Below are 25106 nucleotides of genomic sequence, written 5' to 3' on the forward strand. Positions count from 1 at the left end.
GCGAACGACGCCGAGGACGCGGACGGAACGAGCGCGCGGCTCGAAACGGGGGTAGGCGGCGGAGGAAGTGTGGCGGCGGGGGCAGGGGGCGCGATCACAGAACGTATGCAACCTACTGCCGGTGCTTGCGTCAAGCGACGCCAAAGAGCGGTGAGGGGCGGTGGCTCATCTGCCACCGCCCCTCGGGAACTCCATGCGACGAGCTGTCAGACGGCGCGCCCGTCGTCGATGACGAGCGACGGCGTACCGATGGTCTCCGGTGCGCCCCCGGGCGTGGTGCCCTTCCCCTTCTTGTTGCGCCGGAGCCACCGCTCCAGCCGGCTCGCGAAGGAGGTGAGCGCGAAGTTCAGCGCGACGAAGATCACGGCCACGATGGTGAAGCACGCGATGGTGTTGGCACCGTAGTTTGCGCTCATCGGGCGGACAGACGCCAGCAGCTCGGGGAAGGTCATCATGGCGCCGCCGAGCGCGGTGTCCTTCACGATGACGACGAGCTGGCTGACGATCGCCGGCAGCATGGCCGTCACCGCCTGCGGCAGCAGCACGGACAGCATGATCTGGCTCTTGCGCATGCCGAGCGCCTTGGCCGCCTCCGCCTGGCCCTTCGGCAGGGTCTCGATTCCGGCCCGAACGATCTCGGCGAGGACCGAGAAGTTGTACAGCACCAGTCCGGTCACCACGGCGTACAGCGGACGCATCTCGGTGTCGATGGCGGTGTACTCCGCGTACACCGCGTTCGCGGTGATCATCAGGATCAGTACCGGGACGGCGCGGAAGAGCTCCACGACGAAACCGGCCGGCATCCGTACCCAGCGGTGGTCCGAGAGCCTGCCGATGCCGAACAGGGCGCCCAGCGGCAGCGCGATGAGCAGAGCGAAGAACGCCGCCTTGAGCGTGTTCTGGAGGCCCGGCCAGATGTACGTCTCCCATGGCTGGGAGCTGGTGAAGAAGGGCTTCCACTTGATCCAGTCGAGCTGGTGCTTCTCGGCCAGGCCGTCGTAGACCCACCACACCACGGCCGCGGCGCCCAGGACGAACAGCACCGTGTAGAGGATGTTGCGCTGCTTGGCGCGGGGCCCCTGGGCGTCGTAGAGGACGGAACTCATCGCTTCACCGCCACCTTCTTGCTCACCCAGCCGAGGATCAGGCCGGTCGGGAGGGTCAGGACGACGAAGCCGAACGCGAAGACCAGCGCGATCAGGATCAGCTGGGCCTCGGCCTCGATCATGTCCTTCATCAGGTAGGAGGCCTCGACGACGCCGATCGCGGAGGCGATCGTGGTGTTCTTCGTCAGTGCGATCAGCACGTTGGACAACGGGTTGACCACCGCGCGGAACGCCTGAGGAAGGATGATCAGCCGCAGTACCTGCGTGAAGCTCAGCCCGAGTGCGCGCGCCGCCTCGGCCTGGCCGACCGGCACCGTGTTGATGCCGGAGCGCAGCGCCTCGCAGACGAAGGCGGCCGTGTAGGCGACCAGGGCGAGCACGGCCAGCCGGAAGTTGATGTCCTCGATGACATCGGCGCCGAGCGAGATGGTCAGCGTCTGGTTCAGGCCCAGCGACGAGAAGACGATGATCACGGTCAGTGGAATGTTCCGGACCACGTTCACGTACGCGGTGGCGAAGCCGCGCATCAGGGGGACCGGGCTGACCTTCATGCCGGCCAGCAGCGTTCCCCATATGAGGGAGCCGAGGGCGGAGTAGACGGCGAGTTGCACCGTCACCCAGAAGGCCCCCAGCAGGTCGTAACCTTCAAGAAAGTCGAACACGATCTCCCGCGCTTCCGCGTGTAGGAGGGCACGGCGCGCCACCGTTCACGGACGGCGCGCCCGGTCAGCCCTGCTTCACTTGACGATGTTGCCGATCTTCGGGGCGGGCTCGTTCTTGTAGTTCGCCGGACCGAAGTTGTCCTTCACGGCCTTGTCCCAGGAACCGTCCGAGACCATCTTGGTGAGCGCGGCGTCGACCTTCTTCTTGAGGTCGGCGTCGCCCTTCTTCAGGCCGATGCCGTAGTTCTCGTTGGTCATCTTGAAGCCGGCCAGCTTGAACTTGCCCTGGAAGTTCTGCTGCGAGGCGTAGCCCGCCAGGATGCTGTCATCGGTGGTCAGCGCGTCGATGGCCTTGTTCTCCAGGCCGGTCAGGCACTCCGAGTAGCCGCCGTACGTCTGGAGCTGCGCCTTCGGTGCCAGCTTGTCCTTGACGTTCTTCGCCGAGGTCGAGCCGGCGACCGAACACAGCTTCTTGTTGTTCAGGTCGGCCGGGGACTTGATCGAGTCGTCGTCGGCGCGGACCAGGATGTCCTGGTGGGCCAGCAGGTAGGGACCCGCGAAGTCGACCTTCTGCAGGCGCTCGTCGTTGATCGAGTAGGAGGCGGCGATGAACTTGACGTCACCGCGCTCGATCGCCGTCTCGCGGTCGGCGCTCTTGGTCTCCTTGAAGACGATGTCCTCGGCCTTGTAGCCGAGCTCCTTGGCCACGTACGTGGCGACATCGACGTCGAAGCCGGTGTACTTGCCGTCGGGGGTCTTCAGGCCGATGCCCGGCTGGTCGATCTTGATGCCGATCGTGATCTTCTTGCCGTCGCCCGAGCCGCCGTCCTCCTTGTCGGAACCACAGGCGGTGGCGGTGAGGGCGAGAGCGAGCACGGCGGCCGAGGCGGCGGTGGCCTTGCGAAGCTGCATGGTGGTTTTCCCTAGAGTTGACGCGATGTGAGTGATCAGCCGGTCCGGGGCCCGGCGGTGCAGGATCGATCAGTGGTGAAGGATCTTCGACAGGAAGTCCTTGGCCCGGTCACTGCGCGGGTTGCTGAAGAACTGGTCGGGCGTGGCCTCTTCGACGATCTTTCCGTCGGCCATGAAGACGACCCGGTTCGCGGCCGAGCGCGCGAAACCCATCTCATGGGTGACGACGACCATCGTCATGCCGTCCCGGGCGAGCTGCTGCATGACCTCCAGCACCTCGTTGATCATCTCCGGGTCGAGCGCGGATGTCGGCTCGTCGAAGAGGATCACCTTCGGGTCCATCGCCAACGCCCTTGCGATGGCGACGCGTTGCTGCTGACCGCCGGAGAGCTGGGCGGGGTACTTGTCGGCCTGCGTCGCCACACCCACCCGGTCCAGCAGCGAATGGGCCTTGTCCTCGGCGGCCTTCTTGTCCGTCCTGCGGACCTTGATCTGGCCCAGCATCACGTTCTCGAGCACCGTCTTGTGCGCGAAGAGATTGAACGACTGGAAGACCATGCCGACGTCGGCGCGCAGCCTGGCCAGCTCCCTGCCCTCCGCGGGCAGCGGCTTGCCGTCGATCGAGATGGCGCCCGAGTCGATCGTCTCCAAGCGGTTGATCGTGCGGCACAGCGTGGACTTCCCGGACCCGGAGGGCCCGATGACGACCACGACCTCGCCACGGGCGATGGTCAGGTCGATGTCCTGGAGCACATGCAGTGCGCCGAAGTGCTTGTTGACGTTGCTCAGTACGACAAGGTCGTCCGCCGCAGGCGCGGCGTCCCCGGCACCCTTGGTCACTGAAACTCCGCTCATCGGCTTCATGCTCCGTCCTCCTCGGTTGGGAAGGACCCTAGTGACGCGGCGCTACCAGCGTCATTACATCTGAGCGGAAATTGAGGATAACGATCCGGCGGCAACCGGACACTCCGTGTGAACGGGGTGAGGGGTGTGACGCCTGCGGCGTACCGGGTGGATAACAGATGGCTGGATGCGGCGGGCGGGCCTTGACTGACCCGCCTCTCATCGGAGTGGATGCCCTGGTACGCCATAAACGTGAAACGCCTCGGTACGGGGAAGTGACGGGGAGCGTACGGGAGACCGCACCGACATCTGCCGACGCCTGCCGGCAGGTGTCCCGTCGAAACCATCGGAGAACCGGAGAGGGAGGCCATGAGACTGCTGCTCGTCGAGGACGACAACCACGTCGCGGCCGCCCTCTCCGCCATCCTGGCCCGGCACGGCTTCCGGGTCGTGCACGCGCGCAGCGGCGAGGAGGCGCTGCAGGCGCTGCTGCCCGCGCACACGGAGCCGTTCGGTGTCGTGCTCCTCGACCTCGGCCTGCCCGACCAGGACGGCTACGAGGTGTGCGGGAAGATCCGCAAGCGCACCTCCACCCCGGTGATCATGGTGACCGCGCGCGCCGACGTCCGGTCGCGGATCCACGGCCTCAACCTCGGCGCCGACGACTACGTGGTCAAGCCGTACGACACCGGCGAACTCCTCGCCCGTATCCACGCCGTCAGCCGACGCAAGACGACCGGCGAGGACACCGTGCCCACGCCCGTCGCCGCACTGCGCCTCGGGCACGTCCACATCGAGCTGCCGACCCGCCGGGTCAGCGTCGACGGGGCGGAAGTCCAGCTCACCCGCAAGGAGTTCGACCTGCTCGCGCTGCTCGCCCAGCGCCCCGGAGTGGTGTTCCGCCGGGAGCAGATCATCAGCGAGGTGTGGCGTACCAGCTGGGAGGGCACGGGGCGCACACTCGAAGTGCACGTCGCGTCCCTGCGCTCCAAGCTGCGGCTGCCCGCACTGATCGAGACGGTGCGCGGGGTCGGCTACCGGCTCGTCGCCCCGTCCGCGTAGAGGCATACGTCCCAGGTGCGCACCCGGCTGCTTCCCCTGCTCATCATTCTCATGGCGGGCGTGCTGCTCGCCCTCGGCTTCCCGCTGGCCGTCAGCGTGGCGGCGGCCCAGCAGCAACGCGTCGTCATCGACCGCATCGACGACACGGCACGCTTCGCCGCACTCGCGCAGTTCATCACCGAGCGGGCGGCCGGTTACGACGAGCGCCGGCGCACCCTGCGCAGCGAACTCGACACCTACGCGTCGGTGTACGGCATCCGCGCCGGTGTCTTCTACCGCGACGACAGCGCCATGGCGAAGGCGCCCGCCGCCTGGCAGCTCCCGATCGAGGGGGAGGGGCGCGAGGCGTTCAAGGAGGCCCTGCTCGGTCGGCGCAGCCATGATCCGCCGCAGGTCTGGCCGTGGCAGGACGGCAGGGTCGTCGTCGCCTCACCCGTCGTACGGGACGGCGACGTGGTCGCCGTCGTCGTCCTCGACTCGCCCACCGAGGAGATGCGCGCGCGCACGCTGCGCGGCTGGCTGCTGATCGCGGCCGGCGAAGCGGTCGCGATGCTGGTCGCGGTCGGCGCCGCGATCCGCCTCACCGGCTGGGTGCTGCTGCCCGTACGGACCCTGGACGCGGCCACCCACGACATCGCCAGCGGGCGGATGAGGTCCCGCGTCGCGGCTTCCGGCGGGCCACCGGAACTGCGGCGCCTGGCCCGGTCGTTCAACGAGATGGCCGACAACGTCGAGGACGTGCTGGAGCAGCAGCGCGCCTTCGTCGCCGACGCCTCGCACCAGCTGCGCAACCCCCTCGCCGCGCTGCTGCTGCGGATCGAGCTCCTCGCGCTGGAACTCCCCGAGGGCAACGAGGAGATCGCCTCCGTGCGCACGGAGGGCAAGCGTCTCGCGCAGGTCCTCGACGACCTGCTCGACCTGGCGCTGGCCGAACACGCCGCGGCCGATCTCCAGCTCACGGACATCGGTGCGCTCACCGCGGAGCGCGTCGCGTCCTGGCGGCCGCTCGCCGAGGAGAAGGGGGTACGGCTCAGGACGGACGGCCCGTCCGCTGTGACCGCCTGGGCGGACCCCATCGCACTGTCGAGCGCCCTGGACGCGATCATCGACAACGCCCTGAAGTTCACCCCGGCCGAGGAAGAGGTCGTCGTCAAGGTCGCCTCCGGCCCCGACGACGTCACGGTCGTCGTCGCCGACCGCGGACCGGGCCTCACGACGGCGGAGATGGAACGCATCGGCGACCGCTTCTGGCGCAGCACCCAGCATCAGAACATCCGGGGCTCAGGCCTCGGGCTCTCCATCTCGCAGGCGCTCCTGGCGGCCGGCGGCGGTTCCCTGAGCTACGCGGCCCATGCGCCGCACGGGCTGCGGGTGACGGTCTCGGTGCCGCGCAACGGCCCGCAGGGCTGAGCGGAACGGGGGGGGAGGAAGGGGTCAGGGCTTGACCGAGCGGTAGTAGCGGCTGGCCCCCTCGTGCAGCAGTAGCGGATCGGTGTAGATCGCCGTACGCAGATCCACCAGCTGGGCCGCATGCACCTCGCGCCCGATCCGGTCCCGGCTGTCGATCACGGTCCGGGTGAACGCCTCCGTCAGCGACGGATCCGAACGGTCCGTGGTCACCAGCACATTGGCGACCGCGACCGTCGGCACCGCCTGGTCCTGCTGCGCGTTGCGGTAGGCGTCGGCGGGCATCATCGCCGAACGGTAGTAGCGGGCGGACCCGCCCGCCGCCTGGAGCTCCTTGACCAGCGAAGCCTCCAACGGCACCAGCCGGATCGCGAACCGGTCCGACAACTCCTGCACCGCGGACGTGGGCAGCCCGCCGGACCAGAAGAAGGCGTCGAGCCGGTCGTCCTCCAGCTGCTTCGGCATGGTGTCGATACCGGCGGAGACCGGCTTCACGTCGTCGGTGGGATCGAGACCCGCGGCCTTCATCAGCCGGTCGGCGACCAGCCGTACGCCCGAACCGCGCTGTCCTACCCCGACGCGCTTTCCGCGCAGATCCGAGACCTTCCGTATCTCCGAGTCGCGGGGCACGACCAGCTGGATGTAGTCGTCGTACAGCCGCACACAGCCCCGCAGCCGGTCGGCGCCGGGCTTGCCGCCGCGCAGATAGGTGGCGAGGGCATCGGCGGTGGCGATGGTGAAGTCGGCCTTCCCGGTCGCCACCCGTGCGATGTTCTGCTGCGAGCCCTCACTGGTCCGGAGCCGTATCGACACCTCGGGCAGATCCCTGGCCAGGTCCCCCTTGAGGCGCTCGCCGTAGCGCTGGTAGACCCCGCTGCGCACGCCGGTGCTGAAGGTCAGCGTTCCGGTCGGCGCCGGATCCCCGAGTGGCAGCAGCCACCAGAGCAGCAGCCCGAGCACGACGGCGACGGCGGCGCACGCCTGAAGAACGCGTCGCCTGCCGATACGGGAGAGTGCCTGGAGCATGGCGGTGATCCTGCCAGCCCGCTCCGGCGATGACCAGGGCAGGATGCCTGCTCACGACGGACCGGCTGATGATCACTGCGGCCGCCCGCCGGGGACCCTCCCGGGACCACCTACCCTGGAGGGCATGACCAGCAGCAGCGACCGGAGCCCCGCAGTGAGCGTCGAGGGACCCAAGACCTACGAAGTCCGCACCTACGGGTGCCAGATGAACGTCCACGACTCCGAGCGGCTGTCGGGGCTGCTGGAGGGCGCGGGCTACGTCCGTGCGGACGAGGGTTCCGACGGCGACGCGGACGTTGTCGTCTTCAACACCTGCGCGGTGCGGGAGAACGCCGACAACAAGCTCTACGGCAACCTCGGCCGGCTCGCTCCGATGAAGACCAAGCGGCCCGGCATGCAGATCGCCGTCGGCGGCTGCCTGGCGCAGAAGGACCGCGACACCATCGTCGAGCGGGCCCCCTGGGTCGACGTCGTCTTCGGTACGCACAACATCGGCAAGCTGCCCGTGCTGCTGGAGCGCGCCCGTATCCAGGAGGAGGCGCAGATCGAGATCGCCGAATCCCTGGAGGCCTTCCCCTCCACGCTCCCCACCCGGCGCGAGTCCGCCTACGCCGCGTGGGTCTCGATCTCCGTCGGCTGCAACAACACCTGCACCTTCTGTATCGTCCCGGCGCTGCGCGGCAAGGAGAAGGACCGCCGCACCGGTGACATCCTCGCCGAGATCGAGGCCCTGGTCGCCGAGGGCGTCTCGGAGATCACCCTGCTCGGCCAGAACGTGAACGCGTACGGCTCCGACATCGGCGACCGCGAGGCCTTCTCCAAGCTGCTGCGCGCCTGCGGGAAGATCGAAGGGCTGGAGCGGGTCCGCTTCACCTCGCCGCACCCCCGCGATTTCACGGACGACGTGATCGCGGCGATGGCCGAGACACCCAATGTGATGCCGCAGCTCCACATGCCGATGCAGTCGGGCTCCGACACGATCCTCAGGGCGATGCGGCGCTCGTACCGGCAGGAGCGCTTCCTCGGCATCATCGAGAAGGTGCGCGCCGCGATGCCGGACGCCGCCATCTCCACCGACATCATCGTGGGCTTCCCCGGCGAGACCGAGGAGGACTTCGAGCAGACCATGCACGCGGTCCGCGAGGCGCGCTTCGCCAACGCCTTCACCTTCCAGTACTCCAAGCGTCCCGGGACCCCCGCCGCCGAGATGGAGGGGCAGATCCCCAAGGAGGTCGTCCAGGAGCGGTACATGCGCCTGTCCGCCCTCCAGGAGGAGATCTCCTGGGAGGAGAACAAGAAGCAGGTCGGCCGGACGCTGAAGATCATGGTCGCGGAGGGCGAGGGCCGCAAGGACGGCGCCACCCACCGCCTCTCCGGCCGCGCCGCCGACAACCGCCTGGTCCACTTCACCAAGCCGGACCAGGACGTGCGACCGGGCGATGTGGTGACCGTCGAGATCACCTACGCGGCCCCGCACCACCTCCTCGCCGAGGGCGCACCGGTGGCCGTGCGGCGGACCCGGGCCGGGGACGCCTGGGAGAAGCGCACCGCCGCCGAGGCCGCCGAGCCGGCCGGAGTGATGCTGGGACTGCCGGGCATCGGAGCCCCGGCGCCGCTGCCGGTCGCGGCGGCCCCCGGCTGCGGCCGCGACTGACACCGGGAGCCCGACGGCGGCCGAGCTGCGTGCCGGGGCCACGCAGTACGCTGCCCACCATGCTTGCCGCCGCCGCTGTGTGCCCCTGCCCGCCCCTGCTGGTACCCGAGGTCGCCGCCGGTGCCGCGCCCGAGCTCGACGCCGCCCGGGACGCCTGCGCCCAGGCCCTCGGTGTGCTCGCCGCCGCGCGCCCCGATCTGCTGGTCGTGGTCGGGCCCGCGGACCTGCCGGGGCGCGGCCCGCACCCCGAGGGGGCCACGGGCAGCTTCAAGGGCTTCGGCGTCGACCTGGGCGTCCGGCTCGGGCGCGACCGCGGACCGGTGGCGGACGACACGCTCCCGCCGTCCCTCTCCGTCGGCGCCTGGTTGCTGGCCCGCGCGGGATGGGACGGTGCGCCGGTCGAGGCACTGGGCGTGGGGGAGCCGTTGGAGACCGACCGCTGTACGAGCGCCGGACGGGACCTGGCCGCCAGGGCGGACCGGGTCGCGCTGCTCGTGATGGGCGACGGCAGCGCCTGCCGCACGCTCAAGGCCCCGGGCTATCTGGACGAGCGGGCCGAAGCCTTCGACGCGGCGGCCGCCCGCGCACTGGGCGCGGCGGACACCGACGCGCTGACCGCGCTGGACGCGTCACTGGCGTACGAGCTGAAGGCGGCGGGCCGGGCGCCCTGGCAGGTGCTCGCGGGCGCGGCGCAGGGGGCGGGGCTGACCGGGCGGCTCCTGTACGAGGACGCTCCGTACGGCGTGGGCTACCTGGTCGCCGCCTGGTCCTGAGCCCCTGCCGCCCGGGGACGCACGGCCGACGGCCGTGCAGCGTCGTCGCTCCACGGCCGTCCGTCGGACTTGATCAGTTCATGGTCAGGAAGCGGGCGGCGTACCACCCTCGTCCTTGTGGGTCAGGCGCTCGACCGCGTCCTTGGCCTTCCTCGTACCGGACTCGATCTTGTCGCTGTACTTGCCCTTGGTCTTTTGGTCGACCGTCCGTGCGGCCTTGTCGAGTCCCTGGTCGATCTTGTCCCCGTGCTGATGCGCGAGTTCGCCGACCTTTTCCTTGGCGGGGCTCAGCTTGGCCTTCAAATTGTCCAGGAAGCCCATCGGGCACCTTCCCTGCTGGGGGACTACGGTCGGGCGCTTCCTCGGACCGTGAAAAAACGCCCATATTCACTTTGGATTCTACTGTCGTGAGAGAAGATCCGCGCCGTCCGGCGTACCTGCGGCGCGACCGGGCAAACTCACTCGTTCGGGAAGAGGTGCGGAGGTTTGCGAGACTGTGGCGGTGAGAAGTTCAGCTCCCGCATCGCGGGTCATCACCGTCGTCGGTCCCACTGCAGCCGGAAAGTCCGATCTGGGGGTGTTCCTTGCTCAGCAGCTCGACGGCGAAGTGGTCAACGCCGACTCCATGCAGCTCTACCGCGGGATGGACATCGGCACCGCGAAGCTGACGCTCGCCGAGCGCGGATCCGTCCCGCACCACCTGCTGGACATCTGGGACGTCACCGAGACCGCCAGCGTCGCCGAGTACCAGCGGCTGGCCCGCGCCGAGATCGACCGGCTGCTCGCCGCCGGCCGCACCCCCGTCCTGGTCGGCGGCTCCGGGCTCTATGTGAAGGGCGCCATCGACGCCCTGGAGTTTCCCGGCACGGACCCGGACGTACGGGCCAGGCTGGAGGAGGAGCTGGTCGAGCGCGGCTCCGGAGCGCTGCACGCCCGGCTCGCCGCCGCCGACCCCGAGGCGGGCCGGGCCATCCTGCCGAGCAACGGCCGCCGGATCGTCCGGGCCCTCGAAGTCATCGAGATCACCGGCAAGCCCTTCACCGCCAATCTCCCCGGTAACGATGCGGTGTACGACACCGTCCAGATCGGCGTCGACGTGGCCCGCCCCGAACTCGACGAACGCATCGCCCTGAGGGTCGACCGGATGTGGGCGGCCGGACTCGTGGACGAGGTCCGCGCCCTGGAGACAGAAGGGCTGCGCGAAGGGCGGACCGCGTCCCGGGCGCTCGGCTACCAGCAGGTGCTGGCCGCGCTGGCCCGGGAATGCACCGAGGAGGAGGCGCGTGCCGAGACCGTGCGCGCCACCAAGCGCTTCGCGCGCCGGCAGGACTCGTGGTTCCGCCGCGATCCGCGGGTCCACTGGCTGAGCGGCGCCGCGGCGGACCGCGGGGAACTCCCGCGCCGGGCGCTGGCGTTGATCGAACGAGCGGTTACAGCCTGATCACGTGATGGCATCGGGAAGCCCTGCCCGTCATTTCGGTGACCTGGAGCGTGCCATCATCGAGCATCGATCGACCAGTGGAGTCCGAGTTGGGAGGGCGCGTGGCGATGGAGGCCGGCCCTCGCGACACTGAACAAGACGCACCGGACGCGCTGCACGGGACAGGAAGTCTGAGCCCCGACGGGCCGGACGAGCTCGAAGCGACCCCCGAGGTCGAGGTCGAGCTGCGGCCCGCGCGCCGGCTGCGGATCTGGCAGCTGGCACCGATCGTCATGCTCGCCGCTGTGGGATCGCTGATGTTCGCCTTCCCGCTGGCCTTCGAGTTCGGCGACGGCGGCGCGGTCGTGGCCATGCTGGGCCTGCTGATCAGCTGCTGCGCGGCGGGCTGGGGCATGATGGCCGCCCGCCGCGTGGGATACACCTGGCCCGGGCTGCCGCAGCGGGGCTCGGGCGAGCGGTCCGACTGGCGGGTGATCGCTCTGTACGTCGTCGTCGTGGGCGTGCTGGTGGCGCTGGCCATCTGGCGCGTGGCACGGCTCCGCTGACCCCCCGGCCTTCACCGCCGGGGCGCGCGGGGCCGCCCGGGGCCGTCAGCCGCCGGCGCCGTTTCGTACAGTTGCCCTGTGAGCACCTCGCAGATCGCCTTTCTCAAGGGTCACGGCACCGAGAACGACTTCGTGATCGTTCCCGACCCGGACAACACCATCGACCTGCCCGTGTCCGTCGTCGCCCGGCTCTGCGACCGCCGCGCCGGTATCGGCGGTGACGGCCTGCTGCACGCCGTACGGTCCGCCGCGCACCCCGAGGCGCAGGCCATGGCGGGCGAGGCCGAGTGGTTCATGGACTACCGCAACGCGGACGGTTCGATCGCCGAGATGTGCGGCAACGGCGTGCGGGTCTTCGCCGGGTATCTCCAGCGCGCCGGACACGCCGAGGAGGGTGACCTCGCCGTCGCGACCCGGGGCGGCGTGAAGAAGGTGCACATCGCCAAGGACGGCGAGATCACGGTCTCCATGGGGCGCGCGCTCCTCCCCGGGGACGGTGTCACGGTCAGCCTCGGCGGCCGCAGCTGGGACGCCCGCAACGTGAACATGGGCAACCCCCACGCGGTGGCCTTCGTCGAGGACCTGGCGCACGCCGGGGATCTGCTTTCCGTGCCGCCCTACAGCCCCGCGGCCGTCTACCCCGAGGGCGTCAACATCGAATTCGTCGTGGACCGCGGACCGCGCCATGTCGCCATGCGGGTCCACGAGCGCGGCTCCGGCGAGACCCGCTCCTGCGGCACGGGTGCCTGTGCCGTGGCCGTCGCCGCGGCCCGCAGGGACGGCGCGGACCCTTCGGAGACCGGCACCCCCGTCACGTACACGGTCGATCTGCCCGGCGGCACCCTCGTGATCACCGAGCGGCCGGACGGCGAGATCGAGATGACCGGACCGGCCGTGATCGTCGCCGAGGGCCTGATCGACTCCGCCTGGCTCGAAACGGAAAGCGCCTAGAGCTTCGCTCGAATGGGTGATCCGTTTCACGCTGGGCGAGAGCCGGACTCCGCCACGTGGTGGGCTCGGTAGCATCAAGCACCGGCCCGGAGGCGCGACCGCACCTTCCCACCGCCGGTCGATGCCGCCGGAGGTGCCCCCATGAGTGCAGAGGCCACCAGCCCAGGTGCCCCCATCCGCAGACGGGGCCGCCCCCGGATCGATCTGCGCAGGCTCGGCCGCGTCGCGCTGCTCGGCCCCGTCTCCCGCGACCGGCTGCCCGACGCCATCGGCCATGTCGCCGAGGCCCACCGGGCCCACCACCCGGACGCCGACCTCTCGATCCTGCACCGGGCCTACGTACTCGCGGAGTCCTCGCACCGCGGACAGATGCGCAAGAGCGGCGAGCCGTACATCACGCACCCGCTCGCGGTCACGCTGATCCTCGCCCAACTCGGCGCCGAGACGACGACACTCACCGCGTCGCTGCTCCACGACACCGTCGAGGACACCGATGTGACCCTCGATCAGGTGCGCGACGAGTTCGGCGACGAGGTCTGCTATCTCGTCGACGGCGTCACCAAGCTCGAAAAGGTCGACTACGGAGCGGCCGCCGAGCCGGAGACCTTCCGCAAGATGCTGGTCGCGACCGGGGACGATGTCCGGGTCATGTCGATCAAGCTCGCCGACCGGCTGCACAACATGCGCACCCTCGGCGTGATGCGGCCCGAGAAACAGGCCAGGATCGCCAAGGTCACCCGTGACGTACTGATCCCACTGGCCGAACGGCTCGGCGTACAGGCCCTCAAGACCGAGCTGGAGGACCTGGTCTTCGCGATCCTCCACCCCGAGGAGTACGAACGCACCCGCGCGCTGATCGCCGCCGCGTCGGCGCGGCCGGACGGCTCCGGCGCCGCCCGTCAGGACCCGCTCGCGGCCATCGCGGAGAACGTCACGACGGTGCTGCGGGAGGCCGGCATCCCCGCCGAAGTCCTCATCAGGCCACGTCACTTCGTCTCCGTGCACCGGGTCGGCATCAAACGCGGCGAGCTGCGCGGCACCGACTTCGGCCGGCTGCTGGTGCTCGTCGGCGAGGACGCCGACTGTTATGCCGTGCTCGGTGAGCTGCACACCTGCTTCACCCCGGTGATCTCCGAGTTCAAGGACTTCATCGCCGCCCCCAAGTTCAACCTGTACCAGTCGTTGCACACCGCCGTCGTGGGTGAGGACGGGGCGGTCGCCGAAGTCCTCATCCGTACCCACCGGATGCACAAGGTCGCCGAGGCCGGGGTCATCGCCCTCGGCAATCCGTACGCCGCGGACGGCGGCACCGGCCCCCAGGCGGCCGAACCCGCGGACGGCGAGCGCGCCGACCCCACCCGGCCCGGCTGGCTCTCCCGGCTCCTCGAATGGCAGCAGTCCGCCCCGGACCCCGACACCTTCTGGACCACGCTCCGCGCCGACCTGGCCCAGGACCGGGAGATCACGGTCTTCCGGACCGACGGCGGCACGCTCGGGCTGCCCGCCGGAGCCAGCTGCGTCGACGCCGCCTACGCGCAGTACGGGGACCGGGCGCACAACTGCATCGGCGCCCGGGTCAACGGCCGGCTGGCCACCCTCGGCACCGTGCTCAGCGACGGCGACACCGTGCAGCTGCTGCTCGCCGAGGACGCCGCCTCGGGCCCCTCGCCCGACTGGCTCGACCACGCCAGGACGCCCGCCGCACGCATCGCCATCACCGGCTGGCTGGACACCCACCCCGAGGACACCCCGAGCCCGCACGGCGGCCGGCCCGGACAGCCGTCGCAGGGCCACTCCAGGCCCGGACCGCAGCCGCAGGGGCCGGTCGGCGCCGGGCTTGCCACGGCCCCGGGCGGGACCGCGACGGCCGTGGTGGACCGGCCGGACGCCACCGTACGGCTCGCGGGCTGCTGCACCCCCGTACCACCCGACGCCGTCACCGGATTCGTGGTGCGCGGCGGTGCCGTCACCGTCCACCGGCTGGAGTGTCCCGCCGTCGCCCGGATGCGGTCGGTCGGCCGGTCGCCGGTCGGGGTGAGCTGGGAAGACTCCACCGAGTACCGGGTCACGCTGGTCGCAGAGTCCTTCGGGCGTCCCCGGCTGCTCGCCGATCTCACCGAGGCGATCGCGACGGCGGACGCGGCGATCATCGCCGCCACCGTCGAACCGCCCAGCGAACAGCGTGTCCGGCACACCTACACCCTGCAGCTCCCCGACGCGGCCGGACTGCCCGGCCTGATGCGCGCCATGCGTGACGTGCCCGGGGTGTACGACGTGAGCCGCGCCCGGCACCCCGCAGCCGCCCTCTGACGCCGGCGGGCAGGTGCCGTCCGCCATCCGCTCTCATTCGGGTGGCGCGGCGCGCGCCGCGCCTGCCCAGCGGGAAGTCGCTGGTAGCGGTAGTTCATGCCGTTCATCTCCCGCCGTCTGCGGGCCGCTCTGCTGGTCACCGCATCAGCCACCCTCGTCGCAGCCACCCTCCCCTCACCCGTGCCGCTCGGCATCGGGGATCCGCTCTTTCCCCATCTCGGCAACCCCGGGTACGACGTCCGGACCTACGACATCGGACTGACCTACCACGGCGACAACAGCAAGCCGCTGGACGCCGTCACCAGGATCGACGCGCGGACCACCGAGCCGCTGGACCGGATCAACCTCGACTTCACCCGGGGCACCGTCCGCAGCGTCGAAGTCAACGGTCTGCGCGCCGACTTCGCCGTCACGGACGAGGACCTGGTCATCGAGCCACTGGGCCGGCTCCCCGCCGGGGTGCCGCTGCGCATCACCGTCCGGCACACCAGCGACCCCGGCGGCGACCAGGACAGCGGCGGCTGGCTGCGTACCGCCGACGGCCTGGCCATGGCCAATCAGGCCGACGCCGCGCACCGGGTCTTCCCCAGCAACGACCACCCCGCCGACAAGGCGTACTTCACCTTCCGGGTCACCGCGCCCAAGGACCTCACCGTGGTGGCCAACGGACTGCCCGCCGGCACGGCCCGGCACGGCGCCGACACCACCTGGACCTACCGGACCGAACACCCCATGGCCACCGAACTGGCCCAGGTCTCCATCGGGCGTTCCACCGTCCTGCACCGTACCGGCCCGCACGGACTGCCGGTACGCGACGTGGTGCCCACCGCCGACCGCAAGCGCCTCGAACCCAGGCTCAGCAAGACCCCCGCCCAGCTGGAGTGGATGGAAAAGCAGGTCGGCCGCTACCCCTTCGAGACGTACGGACTGCTCGTCGCCGCCAACGACACCGGCTTCGAACTGGAGACCCAGACGCTCTCGCTCTTCGAGCGGTCCCTGTTCACCGGGGCCGGCCATCCCGAGTGGTACCTCGACTCGATCATGGTGCACGAGCTCGCCCACCAGTGGTTCGGCGACAGCGTCTCTCCGCAGAGCTGGTCCGATCTGTGGCTCAACGAAGGACATGCCACCTGGTACGAGGCCCGCTACGCCGAGGAGCACGCCGACAAGCCGCTGGAGCGCCGGATGCGTGAGGCCTACACCAGATCCGACGGCTGGCGAGCGGCCGGCGGCCCGCCGGCCCGTCCCGACGCCCCGGAACCCGGACAGAAGATCAGCCTGTTCCGGCCGGTGGTGTACGACGGCAGCGCACTGATCCTCTACGCGCTGCGCCAGGAGATCGGCGCGAGCGCGTTCGACCGGCTGGAGCGGAGCTGGGTGCGCAAGCACCGGGACTCCAACGCCACCACCGAGGACTTCGTCCGGCTGGCCTCCCGGACCGCGGGCCGCGACCTGACCTCGTTCCTCGACGGCTGGCTGTACGGGGAGAAGACCCCGCCGATGCCGGGGCACCCGGACTGGCACAGCGCCACGCCCGCCGCACAGCGATAAACCCGGTGACTGGTGAGGTACGGCCGTGCCACTATCGACGGGTCGCCGCGGCGGCCGGACCGGAGATTCCCGACAGCGGGAATCATCGGAAGGGGTCACGCGTTGTGACTGATGTAACGGAATTCCATCGACGTAAGGATCCAATGACCTCCTCTTCTTCCCTTCCCCAGGACGCGCAGGATGCGCAGAGTGCTACGGAGAATGTCACCGAAAGCCTCACCGAGAGCCTTCGGGCCGACGCCCTGATGGAAGAGGACGTCGCCTGGAGCCACGAGATCGACGGAGAGCGGGACGGCGAGCAGTTCGACCGCTCGGAGCGCGCCGCGCTGCGGCGTGTGGCCGGACTCTCCACCGAGCTCGAAGATGTCACCGAGGTCGAGTACCGACAGCTGCGCCTGGAGCGCGTGGTGCTGGTGGGTGTCTGGACGTCGGGGACCGTGCGTGACGCGGAGAACTCCCTCGCGGAGCTGGCCGCACTGGCGGAGACGGCGGGCGCCCAGGTGCTCGACGCCGTCTTCCAGCGCCGCGACAAGCCGGACCCGGCAACCTACATCGGTTCGGGCAAGGCGCTGGAGCTGCGCGACATCGTCCTCGAATCCGGGGCGGACACCGTCGTCTGCGACGGTGAGCTCAGCCCCGGCCAGCTGATTCACCTGGAAGACGTCGTCAAGGTCAAGGTGGTCGACCGGACCGCCCTGATCCTCGACATCTTCGCCCAGCACGCCAAGTCCCGAGAGGGCAAGGCGCAGGTCTCGCTGGCACAGATGCAGTACATGCTGCCGCGGCTGCGCGGCTGGGGTCAGTCGCTCTCCCGTCAGATGGGCGGCGGCGGTTCCAGCGGCGGTGGCGGCATGGCCACCCGTGGCCCCGGTGAGACCAAGATCGAGACGGACCGGCGCCGGATCCGCGAGAAGATGGCGAAGATGCGCCGGGAGATCGCGGAGATGAAGACGGGCCGCGAGATCAAGCGCCAGGAACGCAAGCGCAACAAGGTGCCGTCGGTCGCCATCGCCGGCTACACCAACGCGGGCAAGTCCTCGCTGCTCAACCGGCTCACCGGTGCGGGCGTCCTGGTGGAGAACGCACTGTTCGCCACCCTGGACCCGACCGTGCGCCGGGCCGAGACGCCGGGCGGCCGGCTCTACACCCTGGCCGACACCGTCGGGTTCGTACGGCATCTGCCGCACCACCTCGTCGAGGCGTTCCGCTCCACCATGGAGGAGGTCGGCGAGTCCGACCTGATCCTGCACGTGGTGGACGGCTCCCACCCGGTGCCGGAGGAGCAGCTGGCCGCGGTGCGCGAAGTGATCCGCGAAGTGGGCGCGGTGGACGTGCCCGAGATCGTGGTGATCAACAAGGCGGACGCGGCCGATCCGCTGGTGCTCCAGCGACTGCTGCGCATCGAGAAGCACGCGATCGCCGTCTCGGCGCGCACCGGTGCCGGTATCGACGAGCTGCTCGCGCTCATCGACACCGAGCTGCCGCGGCCGTCGGTCGAGATCGACGCGCTCGTGCCGTACATCCAGGGCGGACTCGTCTCCCGGGTGCATGCCGAGGGCGAGGTGATCTCCGAGGAGCACACGTCGGAGGGCACACTGCTCAAGGCGCGGGTGCACGAGGAGCTGGCTGCCGAGCTCTCCTCGTTCGTCCCCGTGGCGCACTGACCGCGGCGCGACACGGCTCAGCAAAGGCCGAAGGCCCGCCCCCGACCGGGGGCGGGCCTTCGGCCTTTCATCGGGGTGCCGGTGGCCGTCAGTGGCCGGCGAACTTCTCGCTCATCGTGGTGAAGACGTCCTGCGCGCCCGGACCCAGGTGGGGACCGGCGAGCCAGCCCGAGGTCACCGGCCCGATGGAGGTGTTGGAGACCAGCACGGACTTGCCGTCACTGCCCTTCCTGAACCAACCACCGCCCGACGACCCACCCGTCATGGTGCAGCCGATGCGGTACATCGCCGGAGTGCTCGGGCTGATGGAGAGCCGCCCGGGGCGGTCGACGCACTTGTGCATGATCAGGCCGTCGTACGGGGGAGCGGCGGGGTATCCCCAGGCGCCCATGGCGCCGATCTGCGAGACCTCAGGGGCGTCGAAGCCGACCGCCAGGGCATTGCCCACGGCCTCCTCCAGCGACTTGGTGCCCTTCTCCGGCTTCACATGCAGCACCGCGTAGTCGTAGGGAGCGCCCTCGCCCCCGGTGGGGCCGCCGTCGGCCAGCCATTCCCCGGACGTCGTCGCCCAGTCCGCCCAGTACGCGCCGTACGGGGCGATCTCCTGGGGCTGCGCGTTCTTCAGGGCGGAGGCGGACTTGCCCTTGTCGTTGTACGCGGGCACGAAGACGATGTTGCGGTACCAGCCGCCTTTCGAACCGGCGTGCACACAGTGTCCGGCGGTCCACACCAGGTTGGACCGGCCCGGGTTCCCCGGGTCCTTGACGACCGTGCCCGAGCAGACCATCGAGCCCTCGGGGGAGTCGAAGAACACCTTGCCGACCGGGGCCGCGTAGTTGTGGTACGGGGTCTTCTCGGGCTCGGCCCGCACCGGAGCGGGCTCCGGGTCGGTGACGCCCTGGTCGCCGGAGACGTCGCCGGCCGCCATGGTCTTCGCCGGGTCCTTGGCCGACTTCATCCGGTCGGGCTTCCACAGCCCCTCGATGACCGGGTTGACGAAGTCCTTGGCCTCACGCAGCCACTTGCCCTTGTCCCAGTTCTTCCACTCGCCGTTCTTCCACTTCTCCGGGTCGACGCCGTGCTTCTTCAGCGTCTCGGCCAGACCGTCGGGCAGGGAGCCGCCGGCGTCCTGGCCACCCGCGGAGTCGGCGGCGGGCTTGCCGGTCGCGTCGTCCTCGCTCGGGCCGCAGGCCGTGGCCGTCAGCGCGAGCGAGGCGACGAGTCCGGTCGCGGCGAGCAGTGGACGTATGGATCGCATGGAAAGCGTTCCCCCTGAAAGTTCCGAAATTGCCATGAACGTGTCATGCGACTCGGTGGCCGGACCAGGGGCCGCCGAAGATGCAGTGCCCCACCCCATGACGGTCCGGAGCGTGCTCCCCGCCACGGCGGCGCGGCACCACGGAGAGGGGCCCCCGGTGCTCAACTGCCGCGCCGGGGGCCCCTGATGCTCCGTCACCGGAAACGTCGACCGTCACCGGAAACGGGCCGGGTGACGGTCCGTCGTCACTCTCCCGCGTACTTCTTGCTGACCGACTCGTAGACGCCCTTGGCATCTTTGCCGAGCCGCGGTCCGGCCAGCCAGCCGGCGGTCACCGGTCCGATGGAGGTGTTCGAGACCAGCGCGGGCTTGCCGTCCTGTCCCTTCGCGACCCAGCCACCGCCCGAGGAACCGCCGGTCATGGTGCAGCCGATGCGGTACATGGTCGGGTCCTGCGCCGTCAGCGAGAGCCGGCCCGGCTTGTCCACGCACTGGAAGGCCTTCTGACCGTCGTACGGCGGAGCGGCCGGGAAGCCGGTCGCCGTCATGCTGTCGATCTTCGGCACGGCCGGGGCGTTGAAATCGACGGGCAGCGCGGAACCGACCGTCTCCTCCAGGGACTTGCCCGCCGATCCCTTCTCCGGCGTCACGTGCAGCACCGCGAAGTCGTACGGCGCGCCCAGTCCGCCCATCGAGGAACCCTGCGAGATCCACTGGTCGGACGTCTGCGCCCAGGTGCCCCACCACACGCCGTAGGGGGCGATCTCCTGCTTGGTCGCCTTCTTCAGCCCGGCCAGGGAAAGGCCCTGGTTGTTGTACGAGGGCACGAAGGCGATGTTGCGGTACCAGCCGCCCTTCTTGCCCGCGTGCACACAGTGCCCGGCGGTCCACACCAGGTTGGACTTCCCGGGGTGCGCCGGGTCCTTCACCACGGTCGCGGAACAGATCATGGAGCCTTCGGGGCCGTCGAAGAGCAGCTTCCCGGACTCGGCGGCATTGGCGTGGTACGGCGTCCGGACGCCCGCGGCCTGGACCGGCGCGGGCGTCGGGTCCGTCACGCCCTCGTCACCCGAGATGTCGTTGTCGACCGGCTTCTCGGGCGACTTGTCCGCATCGCGCATCCGGTCCGGGTCCCAGAGGTCCTCGATGATCGGGTTGACGAAGTCCTTGGCCTCACGCAGCCACTTGTCCCTGTCCCAGTTCTTCCAGTCGCCGTTCTTCCACTGGTCGAGGTCGATCCCGTGTTCCTTGAGCCGGTCCTTCAGATCGTCAGGAATCGTGATCTTGCCGTCCGACGACTGGCCGGCGGAGACGCTCGGCTTGTCACTCGCGTTGTCCTCCTCGGGCCCGCAGGCCGTGGCGGTGAGCGCGAGGACCGCGGTGACCGCGGCCACGGCGAGCACCGACGAAGGCCGGCGGCCCGTCCTCCCCCGGCGTGCGGCGAGAACCGGTCGAATGAGTCGCATGTGGTGATCCCCCTGGGACTTCGTAACTCAACACTTCTGTACTGCACTGCGGTACTGCTCCGAGCCATCCGCTCCGAACACCCTGCGGACTCCCGGACAACTGTCCGGGGTCCTGTGCGGCCCCCACTATGCCGGTGCCGATGGGGACGGTGAGCGGCAGGGCCGCGGTTCCGCCTCCGCAAGGATCTTCGGATTTACCCGTGATCCGCCGCGCCCGGCGTCGTTGGTACGTGCGAGGGACCCGGGGAAAGCGTTCATCCCCGAACTCCGTCCGCGCACCGACGTACTGATGTGCAACGCAACCGTTACACCGGGAGGACCGACAGCCGTGGCCGTGACCGAACCAGCCCCGGTGGCAGCACCGACGGTGCACGAGGGGATCCTGCGCCGCCAGTCCCTGCGCGAATCCGCCGCCCGTACCTATGCGCGGTCGCTGCCGATCGTGCCGGTGCGGGCCCGCGGACTGACCATCGAGGGCGCGGACGGCCGGCGGTATCTCGACTGCCTCTCCGGAGCCGGCACCCTGGCGCTCGGCCACAACCACCCGGTCGTCCTGGAGGCCATCAAGAAGGTCATCGACTCGGGTGCGCCGCTGCATGTGCTCGACCTCGCCACCCCGGTCAAGGACGCCTTCATCACGGAGCTGTTCGCCACCCTGCCACCGCGGTTCGCCGACAACGCCCGGATCCAGTTCTGCGGACCGGCGGGCACGGACGCGGTCGAGGCGGCGTTCAAGCTGGTCCGCGGCGCGACCGGCCGCAGCGGCCTGCTCGCCTTCACCGGCGCCTACCACGGGATGACCGCGGGAGCCCTCGCCGCATCGGGCGGCGCCGAGGACGTACGGGTGACCAGGCTGCCCTTCCCGCGCGACTACCGCTGCCCCTTCGGCGTCGGCGGCGAGCGCGGCGCGGAGCTCGCCGCCCGGTGGACCGAGAACCTCCTGGACGACCCCAAGGCGGGCACACCGGCACCGGCCGGGATGATCCTCGAACCGGTGCAGGGGGAGGGCGGTGTGAACCCCGCCCCCGACGGCTGGATGCGCCGGATGCGCGAGATCACCGAGGCCCGCTCCGTCCCACTGATCGCCGACGAGGTCCAGACGGGCGTCGGCCGCACCGGCGCCTTCTGGGCGGTGGAGCACAGCGGGATCGTGCCCGATGTGATGGTGCTCTCCAAAGCGATCGGCGGTTCCCTCCCGCTCGCCGTGATCGTCTACCGCTCCGAACTCGACACCTGGCAGCCGGGCGCCCACGCCGGCACGTTCCGGGGCAACCAGCTCGCGATGGCGGCGGGCACGGCCACCCTGGCCTTCGTACGGGAGAACGGCCTCGCCGAACGCGCCGCGATCCTCGGTGCCCGCATGCTCGCCCGCCTCCAGGCGCTGGCCACCGACCATCCCGCCATCGGCGACGTACGCGGACGCGGTCTGATGATCGGGATCGAGCTGGTCGACCCGGAGGCCACCGCTCCCGGTGACGGCCCCGAGCCCCCGCCCGCGCCCGCCCTCGCCGCCGCCGTCCAGCAGGAGTGCCTGCGCCGCGGGCTCATCGTCGAACTCGGCGGACGCCACTCCACCGTCGTACGCCTCCTGCCTCCCCTCACGCTCACCGACGAACAGGCAACAGCGGTCGTGGACCGCCTCGCCGACGCCCTGGCAGCCGCCGAGCGGCTGCCGCACCGCCGGACCACGACCGGGTCGATCCGCTGACCCCGGACACCCTCACAAGAAGGACCGCCGTGAACCCCACCCCCGCGCCCCAGGCCGACGGCTCTCCCCCCACCCAGCAGCTCGCCGGCCCCCTCGTCGTCGAACAGTCCACCGTGCCGCGCCAGATGACGGCACCGCCCGGCGAGCGGTACACCCCGGACTCCGCGGCCACCGGCAGGGCGGCGGCCGACCCGCTCGACCACCCGGACCCGCTGCGGGCCGCCGACACCGCGGGCGCGGAGAATCTGCTCCGCTGCTGGGTCCGGGAGACCGGTCAACCCGGCCCGGACGGCCGCACGCTGCGGATCCCGCTCCCCGCCAGCGGAACGGCCCTGCTCGTCCCCGTCCTCTACTGGTCGGCCACGGGCTGCCACCGCTTCGGCCCGCCCGCCCTGGAGGGCGCACCCGAAGGAGCGCCGCCCGCCGACGCCGTCACGATCGCCGCTCTCCTGGGCCGCGAGGCCGACCGCGACGAGGGCGCCGACATGGTGGCCCGGGTGGCCGACTCGGTACGGCGCACCGCCGGCTTCATCGCCGAACGGCGCCGCGACCCCCACGCCCCGGCCGGGGCGGACCTCTTCCTCACCGCGGAGCAGTCGCTGCTGCTCGGACACCCGCTTCACCCCACCCCCAAGAGCCGCGAAGGGCTCTCCGACGCCGAGTCCCGCCTCTACTCACCCGAGTCGCACGGCTCCTTCCCGCTGCACTGGATGGCCGTCGACCGGTCCGTGCTGGCCACCGACTCCGCCTGGACCGACGGAGGCCGTCCCGTACCGGCCACCGAGCTGCTCACCTCCCACACCGGGGGCCTGCGCCTCCCCGACAACACCGCACCGATTCCGCTCCATCCCTGGCAGGCCCGCGAACTCGCGCACCGCCCCGAGGTGGCAGCCCTCCTCGACGCCGGACTCCTCCACGACCTGGGACCGCACGGCGGCCGCTGGCACCCCACCTCCTCGGTCCGCACTGTGCACCGGCCCGCCGCCGAGGTCATGCTCAAGCTCTCCCTCGGCGTACGCATCACCAACTCCCGCCGGGAGAACCTCCGCAAGGAGCTCCACCGCGGCGTGGAGGTCCACCGGCTGCTCCGCACCGGGCTCGCCACGCGGTGGCACGCCGCCCACCCGGGCTTCGACATCGTCCGCGACCCCGCCTGGCTCGCCGTCGACGGCCCGGACGGCGAACCCGTGCGGGGCCTGGACGTGATGCTCCGTCACAACCCCTTCGGGCCGCACGACGACGCGGTCTGTATCGCGGCCCTGACCGCCCCGCGTCCGTGGCCGGGGAGGGTGGGAATGCAGTCGCGCCTCGCCGAGATCGTCCACTCGCTGGCCGCCGTCACCGGAAGGGCCGTGGGCGCGGTTGCCGCCGAGTGGTTCCTGCGCTACCTGGACCGCGTCGTGCGCCCCGTGCTCTGGCTCGACGGCCACGCGGGCGTGGCGCTCGAAGCGCACCAGCAGAACACCCTGGTGCTGCTCGGCCCCGAGGGCTGGCCGGTCGGCGGCCGATACCGCGACAACCAGGGCTACTACTTCCGCGAGTCCCACCGCGCGGCGCTGGAGCACCGGCTCCCCGGCATCGGATCGGTCAGCGACACCTTCGTCTCCGACGCGGTCACCGACGAACGCTTCGCCTACTACCTCGGCATCAACAATGTGTTCGGCCTGATCGGCGCGTTCGGCGCCGAGCGCCTCGCCGACGAACGCGTACTCGTCGCGGCCTTCCGCCGATTCCTCGGCTCGGCCGCCACCCTGGGCTCCCCGCTCTCCGCCCACCTGCTGGAGAAGCCCCATCTGCGGTGCAAGGCCAACCTGCTGACCCGGATGTACGGCCTGGACGAACTCGTCGGCCCCGTCGACACCCAGTCCGTCTACGTCACCATTGCCAACCCCCTGTGTGCCTGAGGGAACATGACCACTTCCTGAACCGCCGAGAGGAGAGCGACACCGTGGCTAGCGCCGATGCGCAGACCGACGCCGGTACCGGCCCTGCCCCACCGGCCGACACGGGTGCCGAGGACACCCTGGACCTGGAGCTCCCCGAGGAGCTCCTCGCGCTGTTCGGGGAGGACCCCCCGGCCACCGAGGGCGACGCGGGTCAGGCGGCGGGTGCGCGGCCGGCCGTGAGCAGGGCCGCCTCCTCCGATCTGCTCGACCGCCCGGCCGACTGGCGGCCGGTCACCACCCCGGCCGGAGTCCTCCAGCTCGTGCCCGTGCGACTGGAACGCGACCTCGCCGTACTGAGCCGCTGGATGAACGACCCCGCGGTCGCGGCCTTCTGGGAACTCGCCGGACCCGAAGCCGTCACCGCCGCCCATCTGCGCCCTCAACTCGACGGCGACGGACGCAGCGTCCCCTGCCTCGGCGTGCTGGCGGGCGTCCCCATGAGCTACTGGGAGATCTACCGCGCGGATCTCGACCCGCTGGCACGCCACTACCCGGCCCGTCCGCACGACACCGGAATCCACCTGCTCATCGGCGGCGTGAACAACCGCGGACGCGGCCTCGGCACCACCCTGCTGCGGGCCGTCGCCGACCTCGTGCTCGACAACCGCCCCCGGTGTGCGCGTGTTGTCGCGGAACCCGACCTCCGTAACACCCCGTCCGTCTCCGCCTTCCTGAGTGCCGGCTTCCGCTTCTCCGCGGAACTCGAACTCCCCGACAAACGAGCCGCCCTGATGGTCCGCGACCGAACCCATCGTGCCCAGCTGTGAACGAACTGCCGCTCACCTCATACCGCTCGAACCCCATCGGTTCCATCCCGAGGA

Annotated in this window: 21 protein-coding genes; 13 read left to right on the forward strand and 8 right to left on the reverse strand. The window is 70.5% G+C overall.

Annotated elements, in window-relative coordinates; genetic code table 11:
* Positions 1-206 precede the first annotated feature (206 nt).
* The 4 genes from BT364_RS30115 to BT364_RS30130 all read right to left on the reverse strand — a co-directional run bounded on the left by BT364_RS30115 (position 207) and on the right by BT364_RS30130 (position 3535).
* Positions 207-1106: an amino acid ABC transporter permease gene (locus BT364_RS30115; protein ID WP_072488400.1), complete on the reverse strand. Its 900-nt coding sequence runs from the start codon at positions 1104-1106 to the stop codon at positions 207-209.
* Entirely contained in the window at positions 1103-1768 is a 666-nt protein-coding gene (locus BT364_RS30120) for an amino acid ABC transporter permease (protein ID WP_072488401.1), read from the reverse strand. The genes BT364_RS30115 and BT364_RS30120 overlap by 4 nt, the downstream gene beginning before the upstream one ends.
* Positions 1769-1843: 75 nt before the next feature.
* Positions 1844-2680, reverse strand: a complete 837-nt coding sequence (locus tag BT364_RS30125; protein WP_072488402.1) for a glutamate ABC transporter substrate-binding protein — start codon at positions 2678-2680, stop codon at positions 1844-1846.
* A gap of 69 nt (positions 2681-2749) precedes the next feature.
* Positions 2750-3535: an amino acid ABC transporter ATP-binding protein gene (locus BT364_RS30130; RefSeq protein ID WP_072488441.1), complete on the reverse strand. Its 786-nt coding sequence runs from the start codon at positions 3533-3535 to the stop codon at positions 2750-2752.
* Positions 3536-3892: 357 nt separating this feature from the next.
* Between BT364_RS30130 and BT364_RS30135 the strand changes: the two genes are divergently transcribed.
* On the forward strand, positions 3893-4585 hold the full coding sequence (locus tag BT364_RS30135; RefSeq protein WP_072488403.1) for a response regulator transcription factor: 693 nt from the start codon (positions 3893-3895) through the stop codon (positions 4583-4585).
* A 15-nt stretch (positions 4586-4600) separates the two neighbouring features.
* Positions 4601-5995 (forward strand): sensor histidine kinase, encoded by a 1395-nt coding sequence (locus BT364_RS30140; RefSeq protein WP_072488404.1) that lies wholly within the window; start codon positions 4601-4603, stop codon positions 5993-5995.
* Between the two features lie 24 nt (positions 5996-6019).
* Here the strand turns inward: BT364_RS30140 and BT364_RS30145 are convergent, their stop codons facing one another.
* Positions 6020-7018: a TAXI family TRAP transporter solute-binding subunit gene (locus BT364_RS30145; protein WP_072488405.1), complete on the reverse strand. Its 999-nt coding sequence runs from the start codon at positions 7016-7018 to the stop codon at positions 6020-6022.
* Between the two features lie 124 nt (positions 7019-7142).
* Between BT364_RS30145 and miaB the strand changes: the two genes are divergently transcribed.
* Positions 7143-8672 carry a tRNA (N6-isopentenyl adenosine(37)-C2)-methylthiotransferase MiaB gene (gene miaB / locus BT364_RS30150; protein ID WP_072488406.1) on the forward strand — a complete coding sequence of 510 codons (1530 nt, stop codon included), beginning with the start codon at positions 7143-7145 and terminating at the stop codon, positions 8670-8672.
* A 59-nt stretch (positions 8673-8731) separates the two neighbouring features.
* Positions 8732-9445, forward strand: coding sequence for a class III extradiol dioxygenase subunit B-like domain-containing protein (locus BT364_RS30155; protein WP_072488407.1), 714 nt, complete (start codon positions 8732-8734; stop codon positions 9443-9445).
* A gap of 84 nt (positions 9446-9529) precedes the next feature.
* Here BT364_RS30155 and BT364_RS30160 read toward each other — a convergent pair whose 3' ends face one another.
* Positions 9530-9766, reverse strand: a complete 237-nt coding sequence (locus BT364_RS30160; RefSeq protein WP_072488408.1) for an antitoxin — start codon at positions 9764-9766, stop codon at positions 9530-9532.
* 181 nt (positions 9767-9947) lie between these two features.
* On the opposite strand from BT364_RS30160, the gene miaA reads away from it, so the two are divergent.
* The 6 genes from miaA to hflX all read left to right on the forward strand — a co-directional run bounded on the left by miaA (position 9948) and on the right by hflX (position 17907).
* On the forward strand, positions 9948-10886 hold the full coding sequence (miaA, locus tag BT364_RS30165) for a tRNA (adenosine(37)-N6)-dimethylallyltransferase MiaA (protein ID WP_072488442.1): 939 nt from the start codon (positions 9948-9950) through the stop codon (positions 10884-10886).
* A 107-nt stretch (positions 10887-10993) separates the two neighbouring features.
* Complete coding sequence (locus BT364_RS30170) at positions 10994-11431, forward strand: hypothetical protein (RefSeq protein ID WP_072488409.1); 438 nt, start codon at positions 10994-10996, stop codon at positions 11429-11431.
* 78 nt (positions 11432-11509) lie between these two features.
* Entirely contained in the window at positions 11510-12382 is an 873-nt protein-coding gene (gene dapF, locus BT364_RS30175) for a diaminopimelate epimerase (RefSeq protein ID WP_072488410.1), read from the forward strand.
* Positions 12383-12523: 141 nt separating this feature from the next.
* Positions 12524-14692 carry a RelA/SpoT family protein gene (locus BT364_RS30180; protein WP_072488411.1) on the forward strand — a complete coding sequence of 723 codons (2169 nt, stop codon included), beginning with the start codon at positions 12524-12526 and terminating at the stop codon, positions 14690-14692.
* 96 nt (positions 14693-14788) lie between these two features.
* Positions 14789-16243 carry a M1 family metallopeptidase gene (locus BT364_RS30185; RefSeq protein WP_072488412.1) on the forward strand — a complete coding sequence of 485 codons (1455 nt, stop codon included), beginning with the start codon at positions 14789-14791 and terminating at the stop codon, positions 16241-16243.
* A gap of 143 nt (positions 16244-16386) precedes the next feature.
* A complete protein-coding gene (gene hflX / locus BT364_RS30190) occupies positions 16387-17907 on the forward strand; it encodes a GTPase HflX (RefSeq protein WP_072488413.1) in 1521 nt (506 codons plus the stop codon).
* 88 nt (positions 17908-17995) lie between these two features.
* Here hflX and BT364_RS30195 read toward each other — a convergent pair whose 3' ends face one another.
* Together BT364_RS30195 and BT364_RS30200 are read right to left on the reverse strand one after the other, a co-directional pair.
* Positions 17996-19165 carry a trypsin-like serine peptidase gene (locus BT364_RS30195; RefSeq protein WP_072488414.1) on the reverse strand — a complete coding sequence of 390 codons (1170 nt, stop codon included), beginning with the start codon at positions 19163-19165 and terminating at the stop codon, positions 17996-17998.
* Between the two features lie 245 nt (positions 19166-19410).
* Positions 19411-20631: a trypsin-like serine peptidase gene (locus BT364_RS30200; protein WP_072488415.1), complete on the reverse strand. Its 1221-nt coding sequence runs from the start codon at positions 20629-20631 to the stop codon at positions 19411-19413.
* Positions 20632-20959: 328 nt separating this feature from the next.
* On the opposite strand from BT364_RS30200, the gene BT364_RS30205 reads away from it, so the two are divergent.
* Genes BT364_RS30205 through BT364_RS30215 form a run of 3 tightly spaced genes read left to right on the forward strand, consistent with a single transcriptional unit; the run spans position 20960 to position 25052 of the window.
* The gene (locus BT364_RS30205; RefSeq protein ID WP_072488416.1) at positions 20960-22339 is read left to right on the forward strand and encodes a diaminobutyrate--2-oxoglutarate transaminase family protein; all 1380 of its coding nucleotides are present in this window, start codon (positions 20960-20962) and stop codon (positions 22337-22339) included.
* A gap of 29 nt (positions 22340-22368) precedes the next feature.
* Positions 22369-24243: an IucA/IucC family protein gene (locus tag BT364_RS30210; RefSeq protein ID WP_072488417.1), complete on the forward strand. Its 1875-nt coding sequence runs from the start codon at positions 22369-22371 to the stop codon at positions 24241-24243.
* Positions 24244-24287: 44 nt separating this feature from the next.
* Positions 24288-25052, forward strand: coding sequence for a GNAT family N-acetyltransferase (locus BT364_RS30215; RefSeq protein ID WP_072488418.1), 765 nt, complete (start codon positions 24288-24290; stop codon positions 25050-25052).
* Positions 25053-25106: the final 54 nt, after the last annotated feature.

Source organism: Streptomyces atratus (genome assembly GCF_900119365.1).
In the GTDB taxonomy this organism is placed as follows: Bacteria; Actinomycetota; Actinomycetes; order Streptomycetales; family Streptomycetaceae; genus Streptomyces; species Streptomyces atratus_B.

Bases quoted from the DNA above. Each gene is read 5' to 3' on its own strand.
- BT364_RS30130 (WP_072488441.1), bottom strand. From the start codon at position 3,535: ATGAGCGGAGTTTCAGTGACCAAGGGTGCCGGGGACGCCGCGCCTGCG.
- BT364_RS30185 (WP_072488412.1), top strand. From the start codon at position 14,789: ATGCCGTTCATCTCCCGCCGTCTGCGGGCCGCTCTGCTGGTCACCGCA.
- miaB (WP_072488406.1), top strand. From the start codon at position 7,143: ATGACCAGCAGCAGCGACCGGAGCCCCGCAGTGAGCGTCGAGGGACCC.
- BT364_RS30115 (WP_072488400.1), bottom strand. From the start codon at position 1,106: ATGAGTTCCGTCCTCTACGACGCCCAGGGGCCCCGCGCCAAGCAGCGC.
- BT364_RS30135 (WP_072488403.1), top strand. From the start codon at position 3,893: ATGAGACTGCTGCTCGTCGAGGACGACAACCACGTCGCGGCCGCCCTC.
- hflX (WP_072488413.1), top strand. From the start codon at position 16,387: ATGACCTCCTCTTCTTCCCTTCCCCAGGACGCGCAGGATGCGCAGAGT.
- BT364_RS30145 (WP_072488405.1), bottom strand. From the start codon at position 7,018: ATGCTCCAGGCACTCTCCCGTATCGGCAGGCGACGCGTTCTTCAGGCG.
- BT364_RS30125 (WP_072488402.1), bottom strand. From the start codon at position 2,680: ATGCAGCTTCGCAAGGCCACCGCCGCCTCGGCCGCCGTGCTCGCTCTC.
- BT364_RS30155 (WP_072488407.1), top strand. From the start codon at position 8,732: ATGCTTGCCGCCGCCGCTGTGTGCCCCTGCCCGCCCCTGCTGGTACCC.
- BT364_RS30160 (WP_072488408.1), bottom strand. From the start codon at position 9,766: ATGGGCTTCCTGGACAATTTGAAGGCCAAGCTGAGCCCCGCCAAGGAA.
- BT364_RS30180 (WP_072488411.1), top strand. From the start codon at position 12,524: ATGAGTGCAGAGGCCACCAGCCCAGGTGCCCCCATCCGCAGACGGGGC.
- BT364_RS30200 (WP_072488415.1), bottom strand. From the start codon at position 20,631: ATGCGACTCATTCGACCGGTTCTCGCCGCACGCCGGGGGAGGACGGGC.
- BT364_RS30170 (WP_072488409.1), top strand. From the start codon at position 10,994: ATGGAGGCCGGCCCTCGCGACACTGAACAAGACGCACCGGACGCGCTG.
- BT364_RS30195 (WP_072488414.1), bottom strand. From the start codon at position 19,165: ATGCGATCCATACGTCCACTGCTCGCCGCGACCGGACTCGTCGCCTCG.